The sequence below is a fragment of the Xylophilus sp. ASV27 genome (assembly GCF_016428875.1).
Taxonomy (GTDB): Bacteria; Pseudomonadota; Gammaproteobacteria; order Burkholderiales; family Burkholderiaceae_C; genus Xylophilus.
Window position 1 is genome coordinate 1 of record NZ_JAELTO010000060.1, and the last position, 16,757, is coordinate 16,757.

The 16,757-nt window shown below is 70.4% G+C and carries 14 protein-coding genes; all 14 read right to left on the reverse strand.

Annotated elements, in window-relative coordinates; genetic code table 11:
- Window positions 1–177: 177 nt before the first annotated feature.
- The 14 genes from JHD63_RS13510 to JHD63_RS13575 all read right to left on the reverse strand — a co-directional run bounded on the left by JHD63_RS13510 (window position 178) and on the right by JHD63_RS13575 (window position 16,709).
- Complete coding sequence (locus tag JHD63_RS13510) at window positions 178–1,596, reverse strand: amidohydrolase family protein (RefSeq protein WP_198971281.1); 1,419 nt, start codon at window positions 1,594–1,596, stop codon at window positions 178–180.
- A 5-nt stretch (window positions 1,597–1,601) separates the two neighbouring features.
- Window positions 1,602–2,696 carry a BMP family ABC transporter substrate-binding protein gene (locus JHD63_RS13515; protein WP_198971282.1) on the reverse strand — a complete coding sequence of 365 codons (1,095 nt, stop codon included), beginning with the start codon at window positions 2,694–2,696 and terminating at the stop codon, window positions 1,602–1,604.
- A gap of 42 nt (window positions 2,697–2,738) precedes the next feature.
- Window positions 2,739–3,671, reverse strand: a complete 933-nt coding sequence (locus JHD63_RS13520) for an ABC transporter permease (protein ID WP_198971284.1) — start codon at window positions 3,669–3,671, stop codon at window positions 2,739–2,741.
- Entirely contained in the window at window positions 3,656–4,747 is a 1,092-nt protein-coding gene (locus JHD63_RS13525) for an ABC transporter permease (protein WP_198971286.1), read from the reverse strand. The genes JHD63_RS13520 and JHD63_RS13525 overlap by 16 nt, the downstream gene beginning before the upstream one ends.
- Window positions 4,731–6,329 (reverse strand): ABC transporter ATP-binding protein, encoded by a 1,599-nt coding sequence (locus JHD63_RS13530; protein WP_198971288.1) that lies wholly within the window; start codon window positions 6,327–6,329, stop codon window positions 4,731–4,733. The genes JHD63_RS13525 and JHD63_RS13530 overlap by 17 nt, the downstream gene beginning before the upstream one ends.
- The gene (locus JHD63_RS13535; protein WP_198971289.1) at window positions 6,326–7,735 is read right to left on the reverse strand and encodes a nucleobase:cation symporter-2 family protein; all 1,410 of its coding nucleotides are present in this window, start codon (window positions 7,733–7,735) and stop codon (window positions 6,326–6,328) included. The genes JHD63_RS13530 and JHD63_RS13535 overlap by 4 nt, the downstream gene beginning before the upstream one ends.
- Before the next feature lie 67 nt (window positions 7,736–7,802).
- Window positions 7,803–9,206, reverse strand: a complete 1,404-nt coding sequence (locus tag JHD63_RS13540) for a UbiD family decarboxylase (protein WP_198971291.1) — start codon at window positions 9,204–9,206, stop codon at window positions 7,803–7,805.
- A 158-nt stretch (window positions 9,207–9,364) separates the two neighbouring features.
- Window positions 9,365–10,282 carry an amidohydrolase family protein gene (locus tag JHD63_RS13545; RefSeq protein WP_198971293.1) on the reverse strand — a complete coding sequence of 306 codons (918 nt, stop codon included), beginning with the start codon at window positions 10,280–10,282 and terminating at the stop codon, window positions 9,365–9,367.
- 28 nt (window positions 10,283–10,310) lie between these two features.
- Window positions 10,311–11,246 carry an amidohydrolase family protein gene (locus tag JHD63_RS13550; RefSeq protein ID WP_198971294.1) on the reverse strand — a complete coding sequence of 312 codons (936 nt, stop codon included), beginning with the start codon at window positions 11,244–11,246 and terminating at the stop codon, window positions 10,311–10,313.
- Window positions 11,247–11,289: 43 nt separating this feature from the next.
- Entirely contained in the window at window positions 11,290–12,396 is a 1,107-nt protein-coding gene (locus JHD63_RS13555; RefSeq protein WP_198971296.1) for a CobW family GTP-binding protein, read from the reverse strand.
- Entirely contained in the window at window positions 12,393–14,711 is a 2,319-nt protein-coding gene (locus tag JHD63_RS13560) for a xanthine dehydrogenase family protein molybdopterin-binding subunit (RefSeq protein ID WP_198971297.1), read from the reverse strand. The genes JHD63_RS13555 and JHD63_RS13560 overlap by 4 nt, the downstream gene beginning before the upstream one ends.
- Window positions 14,708–15,187, reverse strand: a complete 480-nt coding sequence (locus JHD63_RS13565) for a (2Fe-2S)-binding protein (protein ID WP_198971299.1) — start codon at window positions 15,185–15,187, stop codon at window positions 14,708–14,710. The genes JHD63_RS13560 and JHD63_RS13565 overlap by 4 nt, the downstream gene beginning before the upstream one ends.
- The gene (locus tag JHD63_RS13570; RefSeq protein ID WP_198971301.1) at window positions 15,184–16,053 is read right to left on the reverse strand and encodes an FAD binding domain-containing protein; all 870 of its coding nucleotides are present in this window, start codon (window positions 16,051–16,053) and stop codon (window positions 15,184–15,186) included. The genes JHD63_RS13565 and JHD63_RS13570 overlap by 4 nt, the downstream gene beginning before the upstream one ends.
- Window positions 16,050–16,709 (reverse strand): UbiX family flavin prenyltransferase, encoded by a 660-nt coding sequence (locus JHD63_RS13575; RefSeq protein ID WP_370590508.1) that lies wholly within the window; start codon window positions 16,707–16,709, stop codon window positions 16,050–16,052. The genes JHD63_RS13570 and JHD63_RS13575 overlap by 4 nt, the downstream gene beginning before the upstream one ends.
- Window positions 16,710–16,757 lie beyond the last annotated feature (48 nt).

Sequence of the window (16,757 nt, forward strand, 5' to 3'; positions counted from 1 at the left end):
GCGACGCGTGCGGTGGCTTCGGGGGTCGGAGATGCTCTGCAGGTGGTGCAGTAGGTTCATCGGGGCTGCGCTAGAAGGGTTGTTTCAGCGCTTTAGTTTCGCTTGGATTTAGATGCGATTGCCCTGACCTCTTCCAGGCAACTGCGGCGCTGCCGGCCTGTGCCGCCCCGAGCCGCCTCACGACGCCTGCATCAGCGCCTTGACCGCGGCCTGGGCCTGGGCCTGAAGCTGGCGCAGGTCCAGGCCGGGGATCTGGTCGTCGTCCACCACGATGGCGCCGTCGCACAGCAGCCAGCGCAGGCACGGGCGGCCGCCGCTGGCGATGGGGCCTATGGCGGGATCGTGCAGGCCGAAGTAGCGCGGGTCGTCCAGGCGGTAGACGGCCAGATCGGCGGCCTGGCCGGGCTGCAGCGTGCCCACCCCCTCGAAGCCCAGCACCTGCGCGCCGCCGGCGCTGGCCCAGTGCACGATCTGCTCGACGGTGACCGCGTCGGCGCCGGCCTCGCCCTGGCCCTCGGGGCGCGGACGCGCCTGGGCGCCGGCATGGGCGCGGTGCAGCAGCCAGGCGAAGTGCAGCTCGCTGATCATGTCGGCGGCCTCGTTGGAGGCCGCGCCGTCCACGCCCATGGACACGCGCACGCCCAGCTTTTCCAGCGCCGGCGCCGGCGCGATGCCGTCGGCCAGGCGGGCATTGCTTTGCGGGCAATGGGCGATGCCGGTGCGGCTGCTGCCCAGCAACTGCATTTCACCCGGCGTCAGGTGCACCAGGTGGGCCAGCCAGACGTCGGGGCCCAGCCATTCGTTGTCGGCCAGGTACTCGATCGGCAGGCAGCCATGGACCTCGCGGCAGTACTCGGCGTAGGCCACGGATTCCGACATGTGGCTGTGCAGCGGCAGGCCCATGGCGCGCGCGGCGCGCGCCACGTCCTTGAGCTGCTCGCGCGGCAGCGAGACATGGACCGAGGTCGGCGCCATGGCCACGCGCTGCCGGGCGCGCGGCCCGCGCTGGTGGAAGCGCGCGGCGGTCTGCTCGACGGCGGCCAGCATCTGCTCCAGGGTCTCGGGCGGCTGCACGAGGCGGTCGCTGTCCTCCAGCTTGCGGGTCACCGTGGCGCCGCCGCGCAGCAGCATGAAGCGCAGGCCCAGCGCGCCGGCCTCCTCGAACAGCAGCGCGGCCGCGTCCTCGCTGGCGCCGGCCTGGAACAGGTAGTGGTGGTCGGCCACCGTGGTGCAGCCCGAGCGCAACAGCTCGACCAGGCCGATGCGCGCGGCCAGCCGCAGGCGCTTTTCGTCGAAGCCGCGCCGGTAGGCGAAGGGCACGGCCTGCAGCCAGGGGCTGAGCGTGAGGTCGATGCCCGCGGGCACGCCCTTGAGCAGCGACTGGAACAGGTGGTGGTGGGTGTTGACCCAGCCCGGGTAGACGACGCAGCCGCTGGCGTCCAGCAGTTGCTCGCCCTCAAGGGGCGCCAGGCCGCGCCCCAGCTCGCGGATCACGCCGCCTTCGATGCGCAGGTCGGTGGCGCTGCTGCGCGCGGGGGCGCCGGCCAGGCCGGTGAAGATGCACTGAGCGTTGCGCAGGAGTGTGCGGTGATTCATGGGGCTCAGCGTTTGGGCATCAGGCCTTCGACGCCCTGCACCAGGTAGTTCATGTTGTCCAGGTCGGCGGCCGAGATGGTCTGCCCCGCGGCCACGCGCACCTTGCCGTCCTGGTCGACGATCGGGCCGGTAAACGGATGCAGGCTGCCCGCGGCGATGGCGTCGCCCAGCTGCTGCACCTTCTCGCGCACGTCGGCGGGCACGGCGGGGTTGAGCGGCGCCATCTTGATCATGCCCTCGCGCAGGCCGCCCAGATGGTTCTCGCTCTTCCAGCGCCCGGCCAGCACGTCCTCGACCACCTTGATGTAGTAGCTGCCCCAGTTCTGCACCACCGAGGTCAGGTTGGTCTTGGGGCCGAACTTGGACATGTCGGAGTAGTAGCCCAGCGTGTAGATGCCCTTCTCCTCGCCCGTGGTGACGATGGAGACGCCCGAGGTCGCATAGGCCAGCGTGTCCACGCCGAGCTTGATCAGGGCGTTGGCCGCATCGCGCTCCTTGCCGGGGTCGTACCAGGCGTTGACCCAGATCAGGCGCACCTGGGCCTTGGGGTTGACGCTGCGCATGCCCAGCGTGAAGGCGTTGATGCCCTGCAGCACCTCGGGGATCGGGAAGGCGCCGACGTAGCCGACCACGCCGCTCTTGCTCATGTGGCCGGCCAGCACGCCTTCGAGGTAGCGGCCTTCGTAGTAGAGCGCGTTGTAGGCGCCCACGTTGGCGGCGGTCTTGTAGCCGCTGCCGTTCATGAAGATCACCTTGGGCGCGGTGCGCGCCACCTTCATGGTCGGCTCCATGAAGCCGAACGAGGGCGTGAAGATGAGCTGGCAGCCCTCCTGCACGAAGTTGCGGATCACGCGCTCGGCGTCGGGCCCCTCGGCGATGTTCTCGACGTACTTGGTGGTGATCCTGTCGCCCATGGCGCTGGCCAGCTCCTTGCGCGCCAGCTCGTGCTGGTAGGTCCAGCCGCTCTCCCCTATGGGGTTGGAGTACAGGAAGCAGGTGCGCAAGGGCTGGGCCGTGGCGGCCAGCGAGCCCAGCAGGCCGGCGGCCAGCGCAAGCCGGCCGAGCGCGCGCCGGAGCGAGAAGAGGGGGCGTGGGTGCATGGTGATGTCTCCGTTGTGGTGGGTGCGGGAAGGGAACGCGGTTCAGCGGTCGGGCCGGAAGACCTGGCCCAGCGAGGCCGGCGAATTCAGCCGGATGGTGGTCTGGTTGCGCGAGATCAGCACCAGCACCACGATGGTGGCCAGGTAGGGCAGCGCCGACAGCCATTGCGCCGGCAGGTCCAGCCGCAGGCCCGAGCCCTGCACGAACAGCTGCGACACCAGCACGCCGCCGAACAGGTAGGCGCCGGCCACAACACGCAGCGGCCGCCAGGTGGCGAAGACCACCAGGGCCAGCGCGATCCAGCCGCGCCCCGCCACCATGCCCTCGGACCACAGCGGGGTGTAGAACACCGACAGGAAGGCGCCGCCCAGGCCGGCCATGGCGCCGCCGAAGGCCACGGCCGCATAGCGGATGGCGATCACCGGGTAGCCCACCGCATGCGCCGCCGACGGCGACTCGCCGACGGCGCGCAGCACCAGGCCGGCGCGGCTGCGCTCCAGGAACCAGGCGACGGCGGCCACCAGCAGCCAGGACACGTAGACCAGGGCCTGCTGGTTGAACAGCGCCGGGCCGATCAGCGGCAGGTCGGCCAGCAGCGGAATGCGCAGCGGCGCCACGGCCGGCAGCGGCGCCGACTCGTAGGGCTTGCCGAAGAAGGCCGCCAGCCCGACGCCGAAGATCGCCAGCGCCAGGCCCGAGGCCACCTGGTTGGCCTGCATGCTCAGCGTGATGAAGCCGAACAGCAGGGCCAGCGCGCAGCCGGCGGCCATGCCCACCACGGCCGCCGTCCATGGGTCCGTGCCCGCATGGGCGGCGGCGAAGGCGGCCACGGCGCCGGCCGACATCATGCCCTCGGCGCCCAGGTTGAGCACGCCGGCGCGTTCGGTCACCAGTTCGCCCAGGGCGACGATGATCAGGGGCGTGCCCGCCACCAGCGTGGCCGCGATGACGGAGGCGATCAGCGACGAGTCCATTGCAGTCCCTTCCACGCCGCGCCGTTCCAGCGCAGCCGATAGCCGATGAACAGGTCCGAGGCCAGCAGGAAGAACAGCAGCATGCCCTGGAACACCTTGGAGATCGACGAGGGCAGGTTCAGGTACTGCTGCGCCTGCTCGCCGCCCAGGAAGAACAGGGCCATCAGCAGGCTGGCGCCCAGGATGCCCGCCGGGTGCAGCCGTCCGACGAAGGCGACGATGATGGCGGCGAAGCCGTAGCCCGCCGAGATCTGGCCGGTGAGCTGGCCCATGGGGCCGGCCACCTCGGTCATGCCGGCCACGCCGGCCAGCGCGCCGCCGGCCAGCATGCCGGCCCAGATCGCGCGCCGGGCGGAGAAGCCCGCGTAGCGCGCGGCCTGCGGTGCCTGGCCGCCGACCTGCATCTGGAAGCCCTGGAAGCTGTGCTGCAGGAACACGTAGCCCGCCAGCAGCGCCGCCAGCGCGAGCAGGAAGCCCGCATGCAGCCGGGTGCCCTCGATCAGGATCGGCAGCAGCGCGTTGTCGCCAAAGCTGCGGGTCTGCGGAAAGTTGTAGCCGTCCGGGTCCTTCCAGGGGCCGTACACCAGCCAGGAGGCGACCAGCTGCGCCACGTAGACCAGCATCAGCGACACCAGGATCTCGTTCGTGCCCCAGCGCGTGCGCAGCCAGGCGGGAATCGCGGCCCACAGCGCGCCGCCTAGCGCCGCGGCCACCACCATGGCCGGCAGCACCCAGGCGGCGGAATGGCCGTCGGCGCGCAGGGCCACGGCGGTGGCGAACAGCGCGCCGAAGATGAACTGCCCCTCCGCGCCGATGTTCCAGACCCCGGCGCGAAAGCCGGCGGCCAGGCCGACACCGATCAGCATCAGCGGCGTGGCCTTGAGCAGCAGTTCGCTGAGCCCGTACACATCGCCCAGCGGCTGCAGGAAGAAGACGCGCAGCGCATGCCAGGGGTTCTGGCCCAGCGCCGCGAACAGCACCAGGCCGCCCAGCAGCGTCAGCGCCACCGCCAGCAGCGGCGAGAGCCAGCGCATGCGGCGCGAGGCCTCGGGACGGGGTTCAAGCCTGAGCCACATGACGCACCTCGCTCGCTGCATTCGCCGGGCCCATGCCGCTCTCGGGCCACAGGCCGCTCATCCACAGGCCGATGGTCTCCACGTCGGTCTGCTGCGCTGGCACGCCGGGCGAGAGCCGGCCGTCGGCGATGACGGCGATGCGGTCGCACAGCTCGAACAGTTCGTCGAGCTCCTCCGACACCACCAGCACCGCCGCGCCGGCGTCGCGCAGCGCCACCAGCGACTGGCGGATGAAGGCCGCGGCCCCCACGTCCACACCCCAGGTCGGCTGCGCCGCCACCAGCACGCGCGGCTGCTGCAGCAGCTCGCGCCCGACGATGAACTTCTGCAGGTTGCCGCCCGACAGCGAGTTGGCCGCCGCACGCGGCCCGGCGCACTTGACGTTGAAGTCGGCAATGCAGCGCTGCGCGAAGGCGCGCGCCGCCGCCTGCCGTATCAGGCCATGCGCCACCAGGCCCTGGCGGTGGGCGGTGAGCAGGGCGTTGTCCGCCAGGCTCATGTCGGGCGCGGCGCCGCGGCCCAGGCGCTCCTCGGGCACGAAGCCCAGGCCCCGGCGGCGCCGCGCCGCGCTGCCCAGGTGGCCCACGGCCTGGCCGTCCAGCAGCACCATGCCGGCGGCGCCGGAGGGCAGCGGCAGCTCGCCCGACAGTGTCTGCAGCAGTTCCTGCTGGCCGTTGCCCGAGATGCCGGCGATGCCGACGATCTCCCCGCCGCGCACGTCGAGCTGCATGCGCCTGAGCGCGGTGCCGAAGGGATGGGCCGCGGGCCGCTCCAGCGCGCGCAGCGACAGGCGCACCGCGCCCGGCGCGCTGCCCGCCCCACGGCGGCAGGCCACCAGTTCCTTGCCGATCATCATGCGCGCCATGGAGGCCGGGGTTTCGCGGCCCGGCACGCAGTGGCCCGTGACCCGGCCGTTGCGCAGCACGGTGGCGCCGTGGCACAGCTCGCGCACCTCGTCGAGCTTGTGGCTGATGTAGAGAATGCTGCAGCCCTCTTCGGAGAGCTGGCGCAGCGTGTCGAACAGCTTGCGCACGGCCTGCGGCGTGAGCACCGAGGTGGGCTCGTCCATGATCAGCAGGCGCGGGTTCTGCAGCAGGCAGCGGATGATCTCCACGCGCTGGCGCTCACCGACGGACAGCGTGTACACCAGGCGCCGCGGATCCACCGGCAGGCCGTAGCGCCGGGCCACCGCGTCGATGCGCCGGGCCAGGTCCTGCAGGTCGGGCCGGCCGGGCAGGGCCAGCGCGACGTTCTGCACCACGGTCAGCGTCTCGAACAGCTGGAAGTGCTGGAACACCATGCCGATGCCCAGGCTGCGCGCATGGCCGGGGCTGGCCACGGACACGGGCTGGCCGCGCCACAGGATCTGGCCCGAGGTCGGGGCCGTGACGCCGTAGATGATCTTCATCAGCGTGGACTTGCCGGCGCCGTTCTCGCCCAGGATGGCGTGGATCTCGCCGGTGCGCACCGCCAGGTCGATGCCGTCGTTGGCCACCACCGAGGCATACACCTTGCGTATGCCGCGCAGCTCGATCTGCGGCGGCGGGTCGGCCGCGCCGGTATCGCGCAGGTGGGCGCTCATGTGCGGCTCGCCTCGACGACCGGCGGGACGATCGGGCTGGCGCTTTCACGCGCGTTGAACAGCACGTTCAACAGCACGGCGCTGAAGGTGCCCAGCAGAATGCCGTTCTGGCAGAACTTGGCCAGCAGGTCGGGCAGCTGGGCGAAGAAGCGCTCGGCCACCAGGGGGATCATGCCCAGCGCCAGGCTGATGGCGACGATGTAGGCATTCTTGCGGTTGCCCACGAAGTCCACGTGGCCCAGGATGCGCACGCCGGTGGCCGCGACCATGCCGAACATGACCAGGGCCGCGCCGCCGAGCACGTACTGCGGAATCGAGGCCGCCACGAACGACAGCTTGGGAAAGCTGCTGAGCACGATCAGCATGGCGCCGGCGGTTACGCAGACCCAGCGGCTGCGCACGCCCGTGACCTGCACCAGGCCGATGTTCTGCGCGTAGGAGGTGTAGGTGAAGGTGTTGAAGACGCCGCCGACGATGGCGCCCACGCCGTCGGCGCGCAGGCCGCGCGCGATGTCGTCGTTGACCAGCGGCCGCTCCACCACCTCGGCCAGCGCCAGGAACTGGCCCACGCCCTCGATCATGATGACGATCATCACCACGCACAGGGTGACGGCGGTCATCACGTCGATGACGGGCCAGCCGAAGTGAAAGGGCGTGACGATCTGCAGCCAGCCCGCGGACCGCAGGCCGACGAAGTTGACCTGCCCCATGGCCAGCGTGATGGCGAAGCCGACCAGGATGCCGACGAGCACCGCCACGTTCGACAGGAAGCCGCGGCAGTAGGCAATGATGAAGAGAATGGTCAGCAGCACGATGCCCGAGACCGCCAAGTGCGAGGGCACCCCGTAGTGCGGGTTGTTGATGGGGCCGCTCGGGCCGGGAATCGTCGGGTTGCCGCCGGCCGCCCAGTTGATGCCCACGCGCATCAGCGAGACGCCGATGATCAGCACCACCGAGCCCGTGACCACGGGCGGGAACCAGCGCAGCAGCCGGCTCACGTAGGGCGCCACGAGCAGCGTGAAAATGCCGGCGACGATGACGCCGCCGAACACCGCCGGCAGGCCCAGTTGCGGATTGGCGCCGGTGGCGATGATGGGCGCGATGGCGGTGAAGGTGACCCCCATCATCATCGGCAGGCGTATGCCGACCTTGCCGATGCCCATGCTCTGGATGATGGTCACCAGGCCGCAGCAGAACAGGTCCGCCGCGATCAGGAAGGCGGTGTCCTCCTTGGTCAGCTTGAGCGCGCCGCCGATGATCAGCGGCACCGCGATGGCCCCCGCGTACATCACCAGCACGTGCTGCAGGCCCAGGGCGGCCAGCTTGGGGAACGGGAGCTTTTCGTCAACCGGGTGCACCGGCGGCGCGCTGCGTGGCGCTCTGTCGGGCGTGGTGCTGGTCTTCATGGCTTGTCTCCGGGTTTTCTTGTGGTGGGGCGAGAGGCGTGGCGGCTGCGTCGCAGTCCCGCCGGGGTCAGCCGGCTCCCGAGGGAGCGCGCTGCAGGAAGGCCCGGGCGCGCGCCATGGCCTCGGGGTTGACGCGGGCGCGCACGCCGTCGAAGTGCGGGCCGCGCGTGGCGTCGATGCCCAGCCGCGAGGTCGTGCCGTCGGGCGATGACGAGGGGTCGAGCGCGCTGCCCGGCAGGCCGTCGACCACGAACAGGTCCTGGTGCGGCTGGAAATGCGTGGCCATGGCCCACAGCACTTCCTCGTCGCGCATCACGTCCACGTCCTCGTCCACGGCGATCACGGTTTTCAGATACGGGTCCCAGCCGAGCAGGCCCAGCATCACCTGGCGCGCCTCGCCGGGGCGCGACTGCCTGAGCGCCACGTAGGCATGGAAGTGCGTGCCAGAGCTGGGGTAGTGCACCGCCGTCACGCCGGGAAAGCGGTCGCGGAGCTTTTCCACCATCTCCGACTCGCGCGGGATGCGGCCCAGGTTCAGGTGCTCGGCCGAGTTGCCGCCCACCACGTCGAGCAGCCAAGCGTCGTCGCGGCGCAGCAGCGTCTCCACGCGCAGCAGGTTGTTGGTGGAGCGGTCCGACGAATAGCCGGTGAATTCGCCGAACGGCCCCTCCTCGGCGCGCGCCGCCGGGTCGATCACGCCTTCGAGCACGAACTCCGCATGCGCGGGCACCGCGATGCCGTACCTGGGCGTGCGCACCACGTCCAGCGGCTGGCCGAACAGGCCGCCGGCCACCTGGCGCTCGTCCGCGCCATAGGGCAGGCGCGCGGCGCCGGCCAGCATGAACAGCGGGTGCGCGCCGATGACCATGGCCACCGGCAGCGGGCGGCCCTTGGCCTCGGCGTTGCGCAGCATGCGCCACAGGTGGCCGCGCGAGTGCAGGCTGGTGGCGATCTCACCGGGCGAATGCACCATGGAGCGGTGGTAGCTCATGTTGCCGATGCCTTCGTCGCGGTCTTCGGCCACGATGATCGCGTTGGTGATGTAGGGGCCGCGGTCGGTGGCGAAATGCCGGATGCTGGGGATGTCGCGCGTCAGGTCCAGGCCGCTGCTGCGCACCTGCTGCGTCACCGCGCCGCTGGCCAGCTCGCGCGGGGCGAGCAGGCGGCGGCTGCGCGCCTGGTATTCGGCATGGATGCCCTCGGGCGGGACGCCGCCCAGCATGCGACCCACGCGCTGGCGCGAGGCGAACAGGTTGGTCACCAGCGGCGTGCCCAGGCCGCTGACCTGGTCGAACCTGAGCGCCGGGTGGCGGCCCTGGGCGGCCAGCGCCCAGACGGCGGCGGTCACGTCCTCGTCACGGCTCACGGGCTCGCGCACGGTGAGCACGTCGTCGGGAAACAGCGCTTCGTAGGTGGCCTGGAAGCGGTGCAGGTCCTGGCCGGTATCGGCCAGCATGGTCTTCGAATTCATCAAGCGACTCCTGTTGCCGGCCTGCGTTCCAAGACCCGGAGGGGTCCCGGGCGCTTGCGGCTTTTCGAACGCGAAGCCGATGGGAGAAAGGAAGGCGGTCGCCATGGGGGCGGCGCACTCCACCGCCCGCGCCGCGGGCGGTGGGCGGGGGGCTGTGCCTAGGCCGTTACCGCGGCATAGGTGTGGCTCAGGCGGGCCTGGGCCTCTTCCCGGGTGCGCGGCGGCGGCGTGGTCTCGATGCCGACCAGCCGGGCGATGTTGTTGCCCAGGTAGTCCTCCAGCGTGTCTTCGTCCAGGCCGATGCCGTGCGGCGCGGGCCGGCACAGCATCTCCAGCTCGCGCAGCCACATGCCGGGTTCGTTGGGCGGGCTGTCGGTGCCGAACACCAGCTTGTGGCGCGGCAGCTCCTTGGCGAACTCGGCGATGCGGGCCTGGAAGCACCAGCCCGATTCCACGTACACGTTGGGCGTGTCCATGGCCATCCAAAAGGTCTCGAACGAGTAGTTGCCGCCGGTCTGGATGCCGAAGTGGGCGATGACGAAGTTCACCATCGGGAACTCGCGGATCACGGGGTAGAACATGGTCGGAATGGTGAACGGCCCGTCGCCGGTGTGGATCAGCACCACGGTGCCGTGCTTGGCGCAGACCTTCATCGCCGGGCGCAGCCACTCCAGCGCGCGGTCGGGCCGGTAGCCGTGCATGTTGGCGTGCAGCTTGATCATCTTGAAGCCGTACTCCTTGATGTGGAACTCCAGCTCGGCCGCGCCGTTCTCGGGGCCCCAGCGCGGGTTGTAGGTGAAGTTGCCGATGAAGCGGTCCGGGTACTTCTGGCACAGCTCGGCGATGTAGGCCATGTAGTCGCGTATGCCCTCGCGCCCGCGCCGGTTGCCGTCGCGGTAGCCGGTGTTGCCGGGCGGCGGCTGGATGAAGCCCATGTCGATGCGGCGCGGCTTGCCGTTGATCATGTAGGGCCCGTCCATCAGCTTGAGCATGCGCTCGCCGTTGAAGGGCGTGCCGGTGTGGCGCCAGGCCTCGTCGACCAGGTTGGTGGGGTGCAGGTGGGTGTCGATGATCATGGGTTTTTCTCCTGGGTTCTGGTGCTGCTCAGTACAGCCCGATCACGGGCTGGCGCTCGACCTTGCGGTTGAGGTGCCGCTCGGCTTCCTCGAAGGTTTTCGGATAGGGCGTGGGCTCGATGCCGACCATGCGGGCGATGTTGTTGCCCAGGTAGTCCTCCAGCGTCTCCTCGTCCAGGTTCAGGCCCTGGGGCGGGTTGCTGCACAGCACCTCCAGCAGGCGCAGCCACATGCCGGGCTCGTTGGGCGGGGTGTCGGTGCCGAAGAGGATCTTGTTCCTGGGCAGGGTCTTGGCGAACTCCACGATGCGCGACTGCAGGCACCAGCCCGATTCGCAGAACACGTTGGGCAGCTCCATCGCCCACTGATAGGGCTCGAAGCAGTACACGCCGCCGGTCTGCACGCCGAAGTGGGCCATGATGAAGTCCACGTTCGGGAACGCCTTGATCATCGGGATCCACTCGGAGGGAATGCTGTAGGGCCCATCGCCCGTGTGCAGCTTGACCGGCACGCCCAGCTCGGCGCATTTCTCGAACGCCGGCCGCACCCAGTCCAGCGCGCGGTCGGGCCGGTAGGCATGCATGTTGGCCTGCATCTGCACCATCTTGAAACCATGCTCGGTCACGTAGCGCTCGATGGCCTCGACGCCGTTCTGCACGCCGCAGCGCGGGTTGTAGACGAAGCAGCCGAGCAGGCGGTCCGGGTGCTGCTGCACGCACTGCAGCGTGTAGGCCATGTAGGCGTCGATGGACTCGCGCCCGTCCTTGTCGCCGTCGGTCCAGGTGTAGATGGTGTTGCCCTGCGGCGGCTGGATGAAGGCCTTGTCGATGCGGCGCGGCTTGCCGTTGACGAAGTAGGGCCCGTCCATGGTCGCCAGCAGGCGGTCCACGGTGTAGGGCTTGCCGTCGTGCCACCAGGCCAGGTCGACCTGGTCGGTGGGGTAGCAGCTGATGTCGATGATCATGGATGCGGTTCCTTGTGGGGGGATGGGTTGAAGCGCTTTGCTTTCAGGCGGCTTCCAGGGCCTCGGTGCAAGCGGGGGTGGCGGGCGCCAGGCAGCCCTGCAGCAGGCGGCGCAGCACGTCGGGCTGCAGATGGCGGCCGATGAAGACCACCTTGCTCGACGGCGCCTGCGCGCCCCAGGGCGTGGAGGGGCGGAACTCCAGGACGCGGTGCACGCCCTGCAGCACGTGGCGGCGCTCATCGTCCTGCACCTGGAAGATGCCCTTGACGCGGAAGATGTCGTCGCCGCGCCCGCCCAGCAGCTGGCGCACGGCGCTGTCCAGCCGGGCGCCATCGAAGGCCCGGTCGAACACCAGGGAGACGGAGCCGACCGAAGGGTCATGGCGGTGCGGCGCCAGCAGCCGGGGCAGTTCCTCTGCCAGGCCATGGTCGCAATGGTCGTCGCAGACGTGGCCGTGCTCGCCGTGGTCCGCTTCGAGAAAGTGCGGGTCGGTCGCGGCCAGCGCATCGGCGGCATAGGACTGCAGGCCCAGGATCAGCGCCAGATCCACCCGCGCCTGCACCGTATGCAGGATCGGCGCATTGCTGTTGAGCCCGCGGATGCGGCATTCGATCTGCGCCAGTTGCCGCGGCGTGACCAGGTCGGTCTTGTTGAGCACGATGCGGTCGGCCACCACGATCTGGGTCACGGCCTGGTTGTCGTGCTCGGCCAGGGCCGGGTCGTCCAGGTGCGGCTGCACGTGCAGCGCATCGACCAGCGTGACCACGCCGTCGAGCACCACCTTCCTGGCGACTTCGTTGTCCATGAAGAAGGTCGCGGCCACGGGCGTCGGGTCGGCCAGGCCGCTGGTCTCCACGAGGATGTGGTCGAACTGGTCCTGGCGCTCCAGCAGCTTCTGCAGCGTCTGCACCAGGTCGTTGCGCACGTCGATGGTGCAGCAGATGCAGCCGTTGACGATCTGGAAGATCTCCTCCTCCGAGGCCAGCACCAGGTCGGAGTCGACGTCCACCTCGCCGAACTCGTTCTCTATCACGGCGATGCGGTGGCCGTGCTTCTCGGTCAGGATGTGGTTGAGCAGCGTGGTCTTGCCGGCGCCGAGGAAGCCGGTGAGGATGGTGACCGGCACGGGCCGTGGGTGGGGTGCGTTCATGCGTTGGCTCCTTCGGGGTGGGGTTGTGGCCGCTGTTGCGGCGGTGGCGGCGCGGCCTGGTCGCGCAGTGCCTGCAGCACCTGCTCGGGCTTGATCGGGTAGTGGCGAAAGCGCACGCCGATGGCGTCGAAGACGGCGTTGGCGATGGCCGGGCCGATGGCGACGATCGGGTCCTCGCCAACGCCCTTTGCGCCGAACGGGCCGCCGGGGTCGGGCGCGGTCTCCAGGATCACCGTGCGGATGGAGGGCATGTCCATGGACAGCGGCATCTTGTAGTCGACGAAATTGGCGTTGAGCGAGCGGCCGGTGGCCATGTCGATCTGATAGTCCTCGTACAGCGTGTGGCCTATGCCCTGCTGTATGCCGCCCTCGATCTGGCCGGCCGCGGCAATGGGGTGGATCACCTTGCCGATCTCGTGCACCGGCACCACCTGCAGCACGCTGATCTGGCCGGTCTCGGTGTCCACGTCCACCTCGACGAAATGCGCCGCGAACGAATACGACTTGGTCGGGTGGTAGGTGGCGCTGCCCACGAGCTGCGCCGCCGGCACGCCCTTGCGCGGCGCCACGGCGTCGCGCACGCTGATGCTGCGGCCGGTGCCGCGCACGTGGATCACGCCGTCTTCGGACTCCAGCTCGCCGGCCTCGGCCTGCAGCAGGGCGGCGGCGCGCTCGAACAGCTGGCGCTTGATCTCCTGCGCCGCGAGCTGGGCCGCCCGGCCGCCCAGGTAGGTGGTGTGGCTGGCGAAGGCGCCGATGTCCCAGGGCACGACGTCGGTGTCGCCATGCATGACCGATACCGCCTCGAAGCGCAGGCCCAGCTCCTCGGCCACGATCTGGGCCAGCGCCGTGTGCGCGCCGGTGCCCAGGCCGGCCGTGCCGGTGAGCAGCACCACGGTGCCGTCCTCGTTCATCTTGACGATGGCATTGCCCTGCTCCTTGATGCCGGGGTAGGCGCTGCTGCCGTGCATCTCGCAGCCAAGGCCCCAGCCGCGGCGGCGCACGCCGGTGTCGCGCGGGCGCTGGCGCAGCGCCGGCCAGTCCACCTCCTGCATGCCGCGGCGGATGCAGTCCTCCAGGCCGTGGCCGATCAGCGCGTGGCCCGAAGGGGCGATGTCGCCCTCGCGCACCGCGTTCCTGAGCTTGAGCTCGGCCGGGTCCATGCCCAGGCGGTGGGCGGCCTCGTCCATCTGGATGTCCAGCGCGTAGTAGGTCTGCACCACGCCATAGCCCCGGAAGGCGCCGGCGATGGGGCTGTTGGTGTAGACGCAGCGGCCTTCGAGCTGCACGTTGTCGCAGCGGTAGAGCGAGGTCAGCGCCGTGGTGCCCACCGTGGTCACCCCCGGGCCATGCGAGCCGTAGGCGCCCGAGTTGAACACCACGCGCGCCTGGCGGGCGGTGACGGTGCCGTCGTTCCTGAAGCCCTGCTTGAGCCAGATCTTGGCCGGGTGGCGCGTGCGCCCGCCGAGGAAGGTCTCCTCGCGCGTGAACTCCATGCGCACCGGGCGGCGCGTCTGGCGCGCCAGCAGCGCGCACAGGAATTCGCTCTGGAACAGGTCCTGCTTGGCGCCGAATCCGCCGCCCATGTGGTCCACCAGCACGCGCACCTTGGACAGCGGCAGGCCCAGCACCTCGGCCATGATGCCGCGCACCATGAAGGCGGTCTGGGTGGAGATCCACACCGTCAGGTTGCCGTTGCCGTCCCACTGGCACATGCAGGCGTTGGGCTCCATGTAGGCCGGCGTAGGGCGACCGCCCTCGTACTCGCCTTCGAGGATGAAGTCGGCCTCGGCGAAGCCGCGCTCGACGTCGCCGCGGTTGGCCACCACCGGCGCCAGCACCAGGTTGCCGCCGGGCTCGCGGTCATGGATGGGCGTGGCGCCCTCGCGCGCGGCGTCCTCCACGGTGAACATGGCGGGCAGCGGCTCGTACTCCACCTCGATCAGCTCCAGCGCGGCCTCGGCCACCTCCTCGCTGGTGGCGGCCACCACGGCCACGGTCTCGCCCCAGTAGCGCACCTTGCGGTCCAGGATGTACTGGTCGCAGGTGACCGAGGCCGAGCGCGGATGGGGCGAGCCCGCATGCAGCACGCGCGGCACGTTCTCGTGCGTGAGCACGGCCTTCACGCCAGGCAGGGCCAGCGCGCGGCGGGTGTCGATGCGCCGGATCAGGGCATGGGCGACGTCGCTGCGCTTGCTGCGCGCGTACAGCAGGCCCGGCAGATGCATGTCGGCCACGTACTGGGCCGTGCCCGTGACCTTGGCCAGCAGGTCGCTGCGCTTGACGCTTTGGCCGATGACGGAGTTCTTCTTCATCGCTGCACCTCCGCGCTGGCCATGGCGATGGCATCGATGATCTTGGTGTAGCCGGTGCAGCGGCAGATGTTGCCGGCGATGGCGAAGCGGATCTGGTCCGTGGTGGGTCGGGGCGTCTCGCCCAGCAGCGCCTTGGCCGCCACCAGGATGCCCGGCGTGCAGAAGCCGCACTGGGCCGCGCCGCACCGCATGAAGCACTCCTGCAGCCGGTGCGGCGTGCCGTCGGGCGCCTGCAGGCCCTCGACGGTGATGATCTCGGCACCCTCGGCCTCCAGCGCCAGCACCAGGCAGGCGTTGACCGGCTTGCCGTTCATGAGGATGGTGCAGGAGCCGCACTCGCCGACGTCGCAGCCCTTCTTGGTGCCGGTCAGCCCGGCCTCGGTGCGCAGGGCGTCGAGCAGGCTGCGGTTGGGCGCCAGCGCCAGCTCGCGCTGCTCGCCGTTGACGGTCAATGCAATGACTTTCCGGTCGCTCATGCCAGTGCCTCCTGCAGGGCTTGCTCCAGCGCGCGCCGCGTCAGCACGCGCACCATGTCGCGCCGGTAGGCGGCGCTGCCGCGCACGTCGCCGATGGGGCGCGCCTCCTCGCTGGCGGCCTGTGCCGCGGCCTCCAGCAGCCGCGCCGTGGGCCGATGGCCGCGCAGCCCAGCCTCGGCCCGCAGCGCGCGCAGCGGCGTCGGCGCCACGGCGGCCAGCACGATGGACAGCTCGGCCACTTCGCCGCCGGCGCCCAGGCGCACGTGGGCGGCCACGCCCACCGTGGCCAGCTCCATCTGGGCGCGCCGGCCATGCTTGAGGTAGACCTTGCCGGTGCGCGGCGCCGGCGCGGCGATCTCGATGTGGGTCACGATCTCGTCGGGCGCGAGCTGGGTGCGGCCCGGGCCGGTGCAGAAGTCGCCCACCGTGCAGCGCCGCTGGCCGCCGGGGCCGTGGATGCGCAGTACCGCGCCATCGGCGATCAGCGCCGGCAGCGTGTCCGCCGAGGGCGAGGCGCGGCACACGTTGCCGACCACGGTGGCGCGATGGCGCACCTGGATCGAGGCGAAGTCCGTGGCCGCCTTGGCCAGGCTGGCGTAGTGGCGCCGGGTGATGGGCGAGGTCTCCACCTGCCGCGTGGTCACCAGCGCGCCCAGCAGCAGCCCCCGATCGGCGTCATAGACGAAGTCGTCCATTCCGGGGATCTTCTTGATGTTGATCACATGCGCCGGCTGGCGCACTTGCTCCTTCATCTGCACCATCAGGTCGGTGCCGCCCGCGAAGAGGCTGGCGGGCGCGGGTCCGGCGCGCAGCAGCGCCACCGCCTCGTCCAGCGAGGCAGGCTCGCTGTAGTCGAAGTGCTTCATAGGTCTTCGGTCCTTGGCTTGGTTTCGTCGAAAGAACGCCCGGCCGCGGGATTCGCGGCGGGCCCCGTCCAGCGCCTGACTGCGCCCACGTCGATGTCGAACAGATCCAGCACCCGGCCCAGCGAGTGGTCCACCATCTCGTCCAGGCTCCGCGGCCGCGCATAGAAGGCCGGCACGGGCGGCGCGACGATGGCGCCCATCTCGGTGACGGCGGACATGTTGCGCAGGTGCACCAGGGTCAGCGGCGTCTCGCGCGCCAGCAGCACCAGGCGGCGGCGCTCCTTGAGCATCACGTCGGCCGCGCGCGCCACCAGCGAGCTGCCGATGCCGTGCGCGATCTCGGCCAGGGTCTTCATGGAGCACGGCGCCACCACCATGCCCAGGGTGCGGTAGGAGCCACTGGCCACGCAGGCGCCAATGTCCTCGTTGCGGTGCGCGCGGTCGGCCAGGGCCTGCACCTGCGGCAGGTGCAGTTCGGTCTCGCAGGCCATGGTGATCAGCGCCGAACGGCTGACGATCAGGTGCAGTTCCAGGCCCTCTGCCCGCAGCGGCTGCAGCAGTTGCAGCAGCCGGTATCCGTAGATGAAGCCCGAGGCGCCGGTGATGGCCACCACCAGGCGCCGCGGCACATCGGGCTGCGCTTGCGTGTTCACCACGGAGCCCCCCCGGCATTCCCCACACCATGAAGCGGCCGCGCAATGCAT

Bases quoted from the DNA above. Each gene is read 5' to 3' on its own strand.
- JHD63_RS13510 (WP_198971281.1), bottom strand. From the start codon at position 1,596: ATGAATCACCGCACACTCCTGCGCAACGCTCAGTGCATCTTCACCGGC.
- JHD63_RS13515 (WP_198971282.1), bottom strand. From the start codon at position 2,696: ATGCACCCACGCCCCCTCTTCTCGCTCCGGCGCGCGCTCGGCCGGCTT.
- JHD63_RS13520 (WP_198971284.1), bottom strand. From the start codon at position 3,671: ATGGACTCGTCGCTGATCGCCTCCGTCATCGCGGCCACGCTGGTGGCG.
- JHD63_RS13525 (WP_198971286.1), bottom strand. From the start codon at position 4,747: ATGTGGCTCAGGCTTGAACCCCGTCCCGAGGCCTCGCGCCGCATGCGC.
- JHD63_RS13530 (WP_198971288.1), bottom strand. From the start codon at position 6,329: ATGAGCGCCCACCTGCGCGATACCGGCGCGGCCGACCCGCCGCCGCAG.
- JHD63_RS13535 (WP_198971289.1), bottom strand. From the start codon at position 7,735: ATGAAGACCAGCACCACGCCCGACAGAGCGCCACGCAGCGCGCCGCCG.
- JHD63_RS13540 (WP_198971291.1), bottom strand. From the start codon at position 9,206: ATGAATTCGAAGACCATGCTGGCCGATACCGGCCAGGACCTGCACCGC.
- JHD63_RS13545 (WP_198971293.1), bottom strand. From the start codon at position 10,282: ATGATCATCGACACCCACCTGCACCCCACCAACCTGGTCGACGAGGCC.
- JHD63_RS13550 (WP_198971294.1), bottom strand. From the start codon at position 11,246: ATGATCATCGACATCAGCTGCTACCCCACCGACCAGGTCGACCTGGCC.
- JHD63_RS13555 (WP_198971296.1), bottom strand. From the start codon at position 12,396: ATGAACGCACCCCACCCACGGCCCGTGCCGGTCACCATCCTCACCGGC.
- JHD63_RS13560 (WP_198971297.1), bottom strand. From the start codon at position 14,711: ATGAAGAAGAACTCCGTCATCGGCCAAAGCGTCAAGCGCAGCGACCTG.
- JHD63_RS13565 (WP_198971299.1), bottom strand. From the start codon at position 15,187: ATGAGCGACCGGAAAGTCATTGCATTGACCGTCAACGGCGAGCAGCGC.
- JHD63_RS13570 (WP_198971301.1), bottom strand. From the start codon at position 16,053: ATGAAGCACTTCGACTACAGCGAGCCTGCCTCGCTGGACGAGGCGGTG.